The 11425-nt window shown below is 33.8% G+C and carries 11 protein-coding genes; all 11 read left to right on the forward strand.

Annotation, left to right across the window (positions count from 1 at the left end):
* Positions 1-184: 184 nt before the first annotated feature.
* Positions 185-859: a sugar transferase gene (locus tag RMR19_RS12210; RefSeq protein WP_310603767.1), complete on the forward strand. Its 675-nt coding sequence runs from the start codon at positions 185-187 to the stop codon at positions 857-859.
* Positions 860-879: 20 nt separating this feature from the next.
* On the forward strand, positions 880-1698 hold the full coding sequence (locus RMR19_RS12215; RefSeq protein ID WP_310603768.1) for an NAD-dependent epimerase/dehydratase family protein: 819 nt from the start codon (positions 880-882) through the stop codon (positions 1696-1698).
* Positions 1699-1746: 48 nt separating this feature from the next.
* Positions 1747-3471 (forward strand): phospho-sugar mutase, encoded by a 1725-nt coding sequence (locus tag RMR19_RS12220; protein ID WP_310603769.1) that lies wholly within the window; start codon positions 1747-1749, stop codon positions 3469-3471.
* Between the two features lie 83 nt (positions 3472-3554).
* Positions 3555-4673, forward strand: coding sequence for a glycosyltransferase (locus RMR19_RS12225; RefSeq protein ID WP_310603770.1), 1119 nt, complete (start codon positions 3555-3557; stop codon positions 4671-4673).
* Between the two features lie 57 nt (positions 4674-4730).
* Positions 4731-5876, forward strand: a complete 1146-nt coding sequence (locus RMR19_RS12230) for a glycosyltransferase family 4 protein (protein WP_310603771.1) — start codon at positions 4731-4733, stop codon at positions 5874-5876.
* Complete coding sequence (locus RMR19_RS12235) at positions 5869-6489, forward strand: acetyltransferase (protein ID WP_310603772.1); 621 nt, start codon at positions 5869-5871, stop codon at positions 6487-6489. The genes RMR19_RS12230 and RMR19_RS12235 overlap by 8 nt, the downstream gene beginning before the upstream one ends.
* 68 nt (positions 6490-6557) lie before the next feature.
* A complete protein-coding gene (locus RMR19_RS12240; RefSeq protein WP_310603773.1) occupies positions 6558-7667 on the forward strand; it encodes a DegT/DnrJ/EryC1/StrS family aminotransferase in 1110 nt (369 codons plus the stop codon).
* Between the two features lie 4 nt (positions 7668-7671).
* Complete coding sequence (locus RMR19_RS12245; protein WP_310603774.1) at positions 7672-8466, forward strand: ABC transporter permease; 795 nt, start codon at positions 7672-7674, stop codon at positions 8464-8466.
* A gap of 12 nt (positions 8467-8478) precedes the next feature.
* Positions 8479-9222, forward strand: a complete 744-nt coding sequence (locus RMR19_RS12250; RefSeq protein WP_310603775.1) for an ABC transporter ATP-binding protein — start codon at positions 8479-8481, stop codon at positions 9220-9222.
* A gap of 21 nt (positions 9223-9243) precedes the next feature.
* Complete coding sequence (locus tag RMR19_RS12255; RefSeq protein WP_310603776.1) at positions 9244-11019, forward strand: hypothetical protein; 1776 nt, start codon at positions 9244-9246, stop codon at positions 11017-11019.
* A gap of 6 nt (positions 11020-11025) precedes the next feature.
* On the forward strand, positions 11026-11425 hold a 400-nt coding region (locus RMR19_RS12260; protein WP_331654725.1), incomplete at its 3' end, for a hypothetical protein.

The raw sequence follows: 11425 nt of genomic DNA on the forward strand, positions 1-11425 counted from the left end.
TTGGACGAAAGATTTGTAAAAACTGGGGTATTTAATTGACGAAGACAGAATAATGTTGTAGAATTAAGAAAGATTGCAAAATGGGAGAAAGTAGGATTAGCTGATATGGATGTCGGTTAATTCTATTTTACCATGTTTGGAATTGTTGAGGATAAGATTCTTATAAGAAAGGGTAGTAAATGCTATGATTTATAGACAGTATCTAAAACGTTTCTTTGCGATTATATTGTCAGCTTTAGCAATACTGGTTTTATCGTGGCTTTTAATGATACTGGCAATTATAATCAAATGTACTTCGAAAGGCCCAGTATTCTTCAAACAAAAACGAGTAGGAAAAGATAAGATACATTTTAATATATTAAAGTTTCGTACAATGAGAACGGATACACCAAAAGATGTGCCGACACATCTACTTACGAACCCAGAGCAGTACATAACACCAATTGGTAGATTCCTGCGAAAAACAAGCTTAGATGAACTACCACAATTGTTTAATATATTTGTAGGGGATATGGCTATTGTCGGGCCAAGACCTGCACTATGGAATCAAGAGGATTTGATTGCTGAGAGAGATTTATATCATGCGAATGCTGTACGTCCAGGCTTGACAGGGCTTGCGCAGGTTAGTGGTAGAGATGAACTGCCGATACTAGTTAAGGCGAGGTATGATGGGGATTATGTGGATAACATTACGCTGTTAGTTGATGCCATGTTGATACTTAGGACGGCTGGGTCGGTACTGAGACACGAAGGTGTGAAAGAGGGCAAAGCTGAGGAAGAGAGTAAACAAGATGGAATGAACATGTCGTCTGATGGGGCAGTTGAAGAGTATGCCAGCACAAGGGATAACTCAGATTGATATAGAAAGAGAAGAAATGCATGAAAAAAGTGTTGATGATAGGTGCGAATAGTTATATCGGTAATGCGTTTGAGCGGTATATAAACGACAAATATATTGATAATAAATATATAAATGATAACACAAACACATCAGAGAGTACTATTACGATTGATAAGGTTCAAGCGTCGAATGGTGATTGGAAACATGTAAATTATGAAGGATATGATGTAGTACTTATATTGGCTGCTATTGTTCATCAAAAAGAAAAAAATAGTATGAAAGAGTTATACCAAAGCATTAACTGTGATATGCCAGTAGAGATTGCGAAGAAGGCAAAGGCAGCAGGTGTGAAACAGTTGATTTTTATGAGTACAGCAGCAGTTTATGGCTCTAGTGTTACTCGTATAACAAGGTATACGAAAGAACTTCCAGATACATTATACGGTAAGTCGAAGCTAGAAGCGGAGATAAAGCTGAAAGTGATGGAGACAGAGGATTTTCATATAGCAATTATTCGTCCACCTATGGTATATGGGGAAGGTTGCAAAGGAAATTATACTAGATTGGTTAAATTGGCAACCTATAATCCGATTTATCCGAAGATTCATAATAAGAGGAGCATGATACAGATTGATATGCTTTGTTCCTTTTTAGAAGAGGTTATTGAGAATACAGGTTGTGGGACTTATTTACCTCAAGATGAGGAGTATGCTGACACAATTATGACAATAAAAAGAATTAGAACTATACAAGGAAAGAAAACGATTATAGTACCTGGGACAGCTTGGTTAGTGAGAATTGCTATGAAGTGTATTGGGGCTGTGAGGAAGATGTTTGGGGATTGGTGGTATGAGTAGTTGATGTACTATAGGATATATAGATGAAAGTAAAGAGGAGATTGAAGCATGAGTTACAGAGAATTATATAGTTTTTGGACAGAAGATGCCTACTTTGATGAAGATACAAAAAAAGAGTTATTAAGTATCAGTGATGAAAAAGAAATTAAAGACCGTTTTTATAAAGATTTAGATTTTGGTACTGGTGGATTACGAGGCGTAATCGGTGCTGGAACAAATCGTATGAATATCTATACGATTAGAAAAGCTACTCAAGGGTTGGCAAATTATATTCTGAAAGAAAATGGACAGGATATGGGTGTGGCTATTGCTTATGACTCAAGAAATATGTCAATAGAATTTAGTGAAGAAGCAGCGTTATGCTTAAATGCAAATGGTATAAAAACATACGTGTTTGATTCTCTTCGTCCTACGCCAGAGTTATCCTTTGCAGTAAGAAAATTAGGTTGTATTGCAGGTATTGTAATAACGGCAAGTCACAATCCACCTGAATATAATGGATATAAAGTATATTGGAAAGATGGGGCACAGATAACAGCACCTAAAGATAAAGAGATTATTAATGAAGTAAAAGCAGTTGACAACTATGCTGATGTAAAAACAATGGATAAAACGAGTGCTTTGAATAAGGGATTATACAATAGTATTGGAAATGAGATTGATGATGCTTATATCTTAGAGCTTAAAAAATTAGTTTTACATCCTGAATCGATTAAGCAAGAAGCAAAAGAGATTAAAATAGTATATACACCTTTGCATGGAACAGGAAACGTACCAGTTAGAAGAATTCTAAAGGAATTAGGATTTGAGAATGTATATGTTGTTCCCAAACAGGAATTGCCAGATGGAAACTTTAGTACAGTAGACTATCCAAATCCAGAAGACCCAAAAGCATTCACATTAGCATTGCAATTGGCAAAAGAAAAAGATGCTGATATCGTACTTGCAACGGATCCTGATGCAGACCGATTAGGAGTTTATGCTAAGGACAGCAATACAGGCGAATATGTATCATTTACAGGTAATATGTCTGGGTTATTAATAGCAGAATATATCTTAGCTTCGAAAAAGGAGCAAGGAACATTATCTTCTAAGGCTGCAATGGTTAAGACAATCGTTTCTTCTAATATGGCAGAACCAATAGCAAAAGGATATGATATTAAACTAATTGAAGTGCTTACTGGTTTTAAATACATAGGAGAACAGATTAAACTGTTTGAAGAAAATAATACATATGAATATATATTTGGATATGAGGAAAGTTATGGCTGTTTACTGGGCACATATGCAAGAGATAAGGATGCGATTGTCGCAGTAATGGCATTGTGTGAGGTGGCTGCTTATTATAAGACAAAGGGTCTGACTCTATGGGATCAGATGTTGAATATCTATGATAAATATGGTTACTACAAAGAAAACCTTGCTTCTATTACATTGAAAGGTGAAGAAGGGAGCAAAAAGATTCAAGAAATCTTAAAGGAAATGAGAACGACACCATTAAAACAAATTGGTGAATTTAAAGTAGAAGCGATTCGTGATTATCAGTCAGATAAGAGACTTGATTTAGCAACAAGTCAAGAAGAATCAACTGGATTGCCAAAATCAAATGTTTTGTATTATGAATTAGAGAATGATGCATGGTGTTGTGTAAGACCTTCTGGAACGGAGCCTAAGGTTAAGTTTTATATGGGTGTTAAGGGAAGTAGTTTGGAAGATGCGAGTGAGAAACTAGAAAGCCTTACAAACAGTATGTTAGGGTTGGTAAGAGAATAGTTCTTGGAATATAGTTGATGTATTTAATTGGCTTGAATGAATTAGTATGGTAGAGTCCAAAAACGATGACAAAGGTAGGGAGTATGGGAAAAAAGAGAATTTTACAAATTAATAAACTTTACTACCCCTATGTTGGAGGGATTGAACGAGTTGTCCAGCAAATAGCAGAGGGTTTGGCTGATAAAACAGATATGAAAGTACTTGTTTCTTCTGAAAAGAAGAAGTTAATTGAAGAAGAAATTAATGGAGTACAAGTTATTAGAGTACCAAGTATTGCTATGGTTGGAAATCTACCAGTACCATTAGGTCTTACAAAAAAACTTCGAAGTCTAAGACATGAAGTTGATGTAATTCATCTACACATGCCGTATCCCTTTGGTGATTTAGCATGTCTGCTATCTAACTATAAAGGAAAAATAGTTGTATGGTGGCATAGTGATGTAGTAAGACAAAAAAAGATGATGTTACTATATAAACCGATTATGAATAGGATGCTTAAGCGAGCAGATGTTATTATTGTTGCGACGAAAGGGCATATTGAAGGATCTGAATACTTAAAGCCTTTTCGAGATAAATGTATTATTGTACCTTTTGGTGTTGATCAGAAGATTGAATATGAAGCAGATAAATATATTGTCGAACCCAAAGAACAGGAATGTGAAACAAGTAAAGTGCAGTTCCTTTTTATTGGAAGGCTAATTTATTATAAAGGTTGTAAAGTATTGCTGGAAGCTTTTAAAGATGTAGAAAATGCAAAATTAACTATGGTAGGCTCAGGAGATATGGAACAAGAGTTAAAGGATCTGGCAAAATCGTATCATATTGAAGATAAAGTTGATTTTTGTGGTGAGGTTGCAGAAGAAGAGTTGTATGAGCATCTGAAATCCTGTGACGTATTCGTACTTCCATCAATAGTAAGAAGCGAAGCATTTGGTTTAGTGCAGATAGAGGCAATGGCATTTGGGAAACCTGTTATTAATACAAACTTACCAAGTGGAGTTCCTTATGTAAGCTTAGATAAAATTACTGGATTAACAGTTCCACCTGAAGATGTGCAGGCATTGGCAAAAGCAATGCAATGGCTGGTTGACCATGAGGAAGAAAGAAATGAAATGGGAAGAATGGCACGAAAACGTATGAAGGAAGAGTATAGGATGGAGACTATGCTGGAGAGGGTATTTGAGGTGTATGAAACCCTGTAGAGTAATGTGGATAAAACAAGTACGTTAGATTGGTCAGTGTGTTAAGGAGGAAATAAATTGAAGGTTTCTATCGATGGGCAACTTTTTTTAAAAGGTGAAAAGACGGGAATAGGTTGGGTTGCTCATAATATTTTAAGTAACCTAAATATGAATTGTAATAAAAAATATCAATTAAACTGTTTTGTTATGGGTTATGATAGGGGACGTCAACAAGAAATAGATAAGTATAAAAAGAGTGGATACTCAATAAAAAAAGTGAAATGGTTTCATGATGTAATTTACCGAATGATATGGAATTTCATACCGATACCATATTGGTTTTTTTTCGAGAGAAATTCGCAAGTTACAATCTTTTTTAATTACATTATTCCACCTGGAGTTCGTGGAAAGAAAATAGCGATGGTACATGATATGTCGTATAAAGCATATCCAGAAACAGTCAGAGCTAAGACTAGAAAGTTTCTTGAACTGTCTTTGGCTAAAACATGTAAACGAGCAGATAAAATTATTACAATATCAGAATTTAGTAAAGCAGAAATTATACGTTATCTTCAAGTTGAATCTGAAAAAATAGAAGTTATCTCTTTAGGTGTTGATACAAAGTATTATAATAGTGATTACAGTGAAAGAGATATTGAGAAAATAAAAGAAAAGTACAACATTAATAGTGAGTATTTTTTGTATTTAGGGACGATAGAGCCTAGAAAAAATATAGAACGTTTAATCAGAGCATATGGGGCATTATACGAGCAGAAAAAAGATATTCCTAAATTGATATTGGCAGGTAAAAAGGGTTGGTTGTATGATGAAATCTTTAATACTGTTGATGAATTGAAATTACATAGCATGATTGAATTTTTAGGGTATGTTGATATAAAAGATGCACCTAAATTAATTAAAGGGGCGATTGCGTTTGTCTTTCCGTCGTTATATGAAGGGTTTGGATTACCACCGTTGGAAGCAATGGCATGTGGAACCCCAGTTATTACTTCTAATGTGGCTTCATTGCCTGAAGTAGTTGGAGAAGCTGGATTATTAGTAAATCCTTTGGATATTAATGAAATTAAAGATGCGATGTTAAGGATAGAAACAGAATCTGGTTTAAGAACACAGTTAGTTGAAGCTGGCTTATTGCAAGCAAAGAAATTCAATTGGGAAAAGACAGCAAAGTGTGTAGAGGAGATACTTGATAGATATGAATAAAGTGATAATATTAGGGGCATCGGGTCATGCAAGAAGTGTACTTGACATAATTCGGCAGAATAATGAATATGAGATTTGTGGTCTGATTGCTGGACAAGAAGAGACAGGCTTTTGGGGGATTCCAGTAATAGGTCAAGATTCTGATTTACAAAGAATATATGAGGAAGGAATTCGGTATGCATTTGTTGCAATCGGAAATAATGTTGTAAGAAAAAAGTTATCGAATAAATTAAAAGATATAGGATATGAACTAATTAATGTTATAAGTAAGTATGCAGTTATTTCTGCTCATGCTAAATTAGAGACTGGAATAGTAGTAATGCCAGGGGCTGTAATTAATGCAGAAGCGCATATAGGCGAAGGGTGTATTATTAATACCAATACTTCTATTGACCACGATGATATAATAGGTCAGTATTCGCATATAGCACCAGGTTCTTCAATCTCAGGTTCAACAAAGATTGGCTGTGGCTGTTTCCTAGGGACTGGTACAAATGTAATTGATTCGATTGTAATTGAAGATGAAGTTACTGTTGGTGCAGGTTCTGTAGTTATAAGAAACATACCCAAAGGGGCAAAAGTTGTTGGGGTGCCTGCACATCAAATAAATTAGCAAAATTATAGAATTACTGATTGTAAAATATAAGAACATAAAAAGTTTTATACTTAGGAGGATTATAGATGAAAAGAATATCAATTGCAAGTCCTGTATTTAATGGAAATGAAAAAAAATATTTAAATGAATGTATTGACACTGGTTGGGTTTCTGCTAATGGAAGATTTGTTAAGGAATTTGAAGAAAAGTTTGCAGAATACTGTGGTTGTAAATATGCTGTATCATGTTCCAATGGAACAGTATCTCTTCACTTAATACTTTTGGCGATGGGAATTGGTTCAGGAGATGAAGTAATTATGCCTACATTAACGTATATTGCTACAGCTAATACAGTACGCTATTGTGGTGCTACACCTGTCTTTGTTGACAGCGAAGAGGATACATTCAATATTGATCCAAAGAAAATAGAAGAAAAAATAACAAGTAGAACGAAAGCAATTATGCCAGTTCATCTTTATGGTTTACCGGCGAATATGGAAGCAATTATGGAGTTATCGAAAAAATATAATATACCAATAATAGAGGATGCGGCCGAAGCTCATGGTGCAGAATTTAAGGGAGAACGAGTCGGGAGTTTTGGGTTGGCTGCTTCTTTTAGTTTTTTTGGAAATAAAGTAATAACTAGTGGTGAAGGTGGAATGGTAGTAACAAATGATGAGGAACTATATAAGAAAATGAAATTGCTTAAAGGACAAGCTGTATCTCTAGATAAAAAATATTGGCATATAGCAGTTGGTTATAACTACCGAATGACAAATATGCAGGCAGCGGTAGGATTAGGTCAGTTGGAAAATATCAACTGGCACATAGCGGAGAGAGAAAGAATTGCAAAATTATATAGGAAGTATTTAAAAGGTACAGAAGCATATATGAAGATGCAGTATGCCCCAAACGATTATAAGCAAACGTATTGGATGAATAATATAATGCTTCAAGACATCGTAGCAAAGGGAAGAGATCAGGTTATGGAGGAGATGGAGGCTTGCAATATTGAAATGCGTCCAGTTTTCTATCCTATGCATATAATGCCTCCTTATTTGGATAATACCATTTCTTGTCCGATAGCTGAGAAACTTGGGGCGAGAGGAATTAGCCTACCTTCTCATGCTATGTTGACAGAGGAAGAAGTGGCATATATCTGTGATTGCTTGAAGAAGATTGTGATGGAAGGATAGTGTGATGGAAGGTTTTAAGGAATATGGTTTTAAAATTTATAAGACAAGATATTTTTGGTTGCATCTGGCTAAAAGTGATTTAAAAGCACGTTTTCGAAGATCCAAATTAGGGTTACTTTGGCAGGTTCTTCAACCATTATTCTTAACAATTATATTATCATTTATATTTAGTACACTGTTCAACCAACCATTGGGTAGTTATGCTCTTTATGTACTTTCTGGTATTGTAGTCTGGGACTTATTACAGGCATGTGTAATTGGTGGTGGGAACTGTTACATTAATAGTGAACAGTACATTCGCCAATATAATCATCCAATCACAATATATTCTTTAAGATACGCAGTACTAAATATGGTGACATTTTTAATGGAACTGATGGCATTAGTTGTATGGGTATTGTTTGTTTCACCAGAAAATCTAATATTTGCAATAATTACGCTACCTTTAACACTCATTATGTATTTCCCGATGATATGGGGACTTACCACAATATCAGGATATATGAGTGTTAAGTATAGAGATTATCCTCAGATTATGGTGCTGGTCATGCAAATGATTTATTATGTTTCTCCTGTGTTTTTTAAACAGGAAATGTTTACAACAAGTGTAGCTCTAACAAATCTATTAAAATATAATCCTGTAACACATATCTTAAATTTGATAAGATGTCCGTTTGTTTACATGACAATGCCGTCACTAATTGATTATATATTTGTTGTCTGTACCAATATAGTTATTGTGTTCTGTGCATTTAGGATTAATAAAAACAATGAAAAGAAAGTGATTTTTTATTTATAAGGTGGTGGAAAAATGGATTGTTATGTAAAAATGAAAAATGTGGATTTATATTACCCATCGACGATGTATAATGCAAGAACTCTTAAACAAGAAATTTTTTCTAAACTTCGTTTTGAAAAAACAAAAGAAAATCTTGAGGATGTACATGCTTTAAGGAATTTTAATTTGGAGATACATGACGGTGAACGAGTAGGGGTAATTGGATTTAATGGTGCAGGTAAGAGTACGTTGTTAAAAGCTTTAGGTGGTGTATATCCTATTAAAAATGGAACAATAGAAACAAAGGGTGAAATTAGATCAATGTTTGAGCTTACCTTAGGATTTGATATGGAATCAACAGGTAGGGAAAACATAATGTATAGAGGATTAATGTTAGGAGGAACTCCAAAAGAGGTTAAAGAGAAAGAACAGGAAATTATTGACTTTGCAGAATTGGGAGAATTTATAGATTATCCCATAAGAGCCTATTCCTCAGGAATGTTAGTTCGATTAGCTTTTGCTATTTCTACTTCGGTAAGAGGGGACATTCTTTTAGTTGATGAGGTGTTAAGTGCTGGAGATATTAATTTCCAGAAGAAGGCGAGACAGAGAATGCTTAATGTTATGGATAATGCGAAGATATTAGTATTAGTACTACATGATATGGCAGCAATTGAAGAAATTTGTAATAGAACTATATTAATTAAGCAGGGTGAAATAATTGCAGATGGAAAACCAAGTGAGATTATAAAAGAATATTATAAATATATGAAATAGATTATACAAGTGGAGGGAAAAATGGATAAATTTAGAGCGTTATGGTTGATGAATCATAATACACTGAGGGCTTTTGAAGTACCAATGTTACTAGATATGGGATATGAAGTTTATTGTCCTAAAATGTTTCCCTATGATGAAGGAAATTTGTCAGCAAGCGTTGATTTTCAATATGATGATAGCTTGACTATTCCTAGAGAGGTGATAGAGAAACTAAATGCAATAAATTTTTATCAGGCTGTACCTCAGGATATTATAGAACTACTAAACCAATATTTTGACATTGCATTTTTTGGTTTTTTTCCAGAACAGTTGAAAATGTTAGTAGAGGGATTTAAGGGGATCCTAGTAATGCAGCCATTCGGTCTTTCTAATGGAGTCACATATACAGGTGTAATTAGAGATTCTTTAGGAATTGCCTTTCTGGACAAAATGGAAAAGTTAGGAGAACGTTTCTTTTTTGCACAATCATATGAAAATATTGCAGAAATTGAATATCGTTTTTTCAAAAATAGATCAATATACTTACCGCTAGGGTTAAAGGATGCCTATGTAAAAAATGAATGGGCAGGGGGAGAAAATAAGATTCTATTTGTTTGCCCAAGAATTAATACAAGTCCATACTTTAATAATATATATACAACTTTTAAAGAAAATTTCAAGGGATTTGAATACATTATTGGTGGTGCTCAACCTATTGATGTAGCAGATGATAAAAATGTAGCAGGGTTTATACCTAAGGAACAATATGATTATAATATGAAGCATCTTGACGTTATGTTTTATCATTCTAGAGAAAAAAGACATTTGCATTACCATCCATTAGAGGCTGTTAAGAGTGGTATGCCATTAATATATATGTCTGGAGGACTACTTGAAGAAATTGCTGGGAAAAAATTAATTGGTAGTTGTGAAACTATCAAGGAAGCAAGAAAAAAAATTAAACGTATTATGCGTGGAGATAAGAGATTTATTAATCAGATTAAACAAGAACAGGCGATTTTGTTAAAGCCATTTAGTTATGAGTTTTGTAGAAAAATTTGGGATAGAGAACTAAAAAAAATAGAAGAGCTAATAGAAAAGAATAGAAGTGGGCAGATTGCTCAAAAGGGAGTCCATAAAATTGGAGTTTTACTTCCAGAAGCTTATACAGGTGGGGTTTTAGATTATACGCTCAGATTTATGAAATCCATTATTCGCGGATTGAAAGAGGATCATAAAGAAGATGTGGAAATTATCTTTGGGCATTTAGACCATGAAAATTTTAAAGATGGAGACTGTTTTTCTAAGATAAAAGAGGCGAATATACAAATAAGAAGTTTTAAATGGAAACTAGTAGATAATAACTATCTTAATAATATAATGGAACTTAAAGGCTGGTTTAAAGAGTATCAACCTGGTCAATATTGTATTCCTGACGATGGTGCAAATTATTTTGAGGATTGCGATTATTTAGTTTTTATTATTGATAGAGTACCAACCAAGTTGTTTACAACAAAACCTTATGTAGTTGTTGTACATGACTATATTCAGCGATACTTACCTGAGCAATATGGTGCATTTTATGAAGAGTGTGTGATTAATCTACAACGAGAGTCAGAGGGAGTTATCGTTATGACACAACCTACGCTTGAAGATGGAATTCAATATGCTGGGTTAAAAAAAGAAAAGCTTTATTTGACACCACTTATGTTTGATGAAATTAAGTTAGAGGAAAAAATAATAAATAAAAACAAGGATGAGTATTTTGTTTGGAGCCCGAATATAGGAAGACATAAGAATCATTTAAGAGCTTGAGCCGCCTTGGTCGATTACTACGAAGGTGGGGGAAAATTCAAATGTTATATTACTGGTGTTGATACAAAAAACTTTGATATAAAGGAAAAGTATGAAGGACAGAATGGATATATATTAGAAGTAAGAGCATTCATAAAAAAAGAAAAAATACTAAAAGATAATCTTGTGTTTTACGGGAATATGAATAAAAATAAATACTTAAATATCTTAAGTAATGCGAGATTTTTTATGCATCCAGGTTTTACGGATAATGGTAATATGACAGCTATTGATGCAGCTTTTTTAGGGGTTCCTACGATAACTAGTGATTACCCAGCGATGCGTTATTATGAAACATATATGCAACTAAATATGAGATTCTTTAATCCATTTAAACCAAATGAATTAAAACAATTATTGTTTGATA

Origin of the sequence: Anaerosporobacter sp. (assembly GCF_031551385.1) — a bacterium.
In the GTDB taxonomy this organism is placed as follows: Bacteria; Bacillota; Clostridia; order Lachnospirales; family Lachnospiraceae; genus Anaerosporobacter.

Excerpts from the sequence above, each read along its gene's own strand:
- RMR19_RS12210 (WP_310603767.1), top strand. The coding sequence starts at position 185 with ATGATTTATAGACAGTATCTAAAACGTTTCTTTGCGATTATATTGTCA.
- RMR19_RS12245 (WP_310603774.1), top strand. The coding sequence starts at position 7,672 with ATGGAAGGTTTTAAGGAATATGGTTTTAAAATTTATAAGACAAGATAT.
- RMR19_RS12240 (WP_310603773.1), top strand. The coding sequence starts at position 6,558 with ATGAAAAGAATATCAATTGCAAGTCCTGTATTTAATGGAAATGAAAAA.
- RMR19_RS12225 (WP_310603770.1), top strand. The coding sequence starts at position 3,555 with ATGGGAAAAAAGAGAATTTTACAAATTAATAAACTTTACTACCCCTAT.
- RMR19_RS12220 (WP_310603769.1), top strand. The coding sequence starts at position 1,747 with ATGAGTTACAGAGAATTATATAGTTTTTGGACAGAAGATGCCTACTTT.
- RMR19_RS12255 (WP_310603776.1), top strand. The coding sequence starts at position 9,244 with ATGGATAAATTTAGAGCGTTATGGTTGATGAATCATAATACACTGAGG.
- RMR19_RS12250 (WP_310603775.1), top strand. The coding sequence starts at position 8,479 with ATGGATTGTTATGTAAAAATGAAAAATGTGGATTTATATTACCCATCG.
- RMR19_RS12235 (WP_310603772.1), top strand. The coding sequence starts at position 5,869 with ATGAATAAAGTGATAATATTAGGGGCATCGGGTCATGCAAGAAGTGTA.
- RMR19_RS12215 (WP_310603768.1), top strand. The coding sequence starts at position 880 with ATGAAAAAAGTGTTGATGATAGGTGCGAATAGTTATATCGGTAATGCG.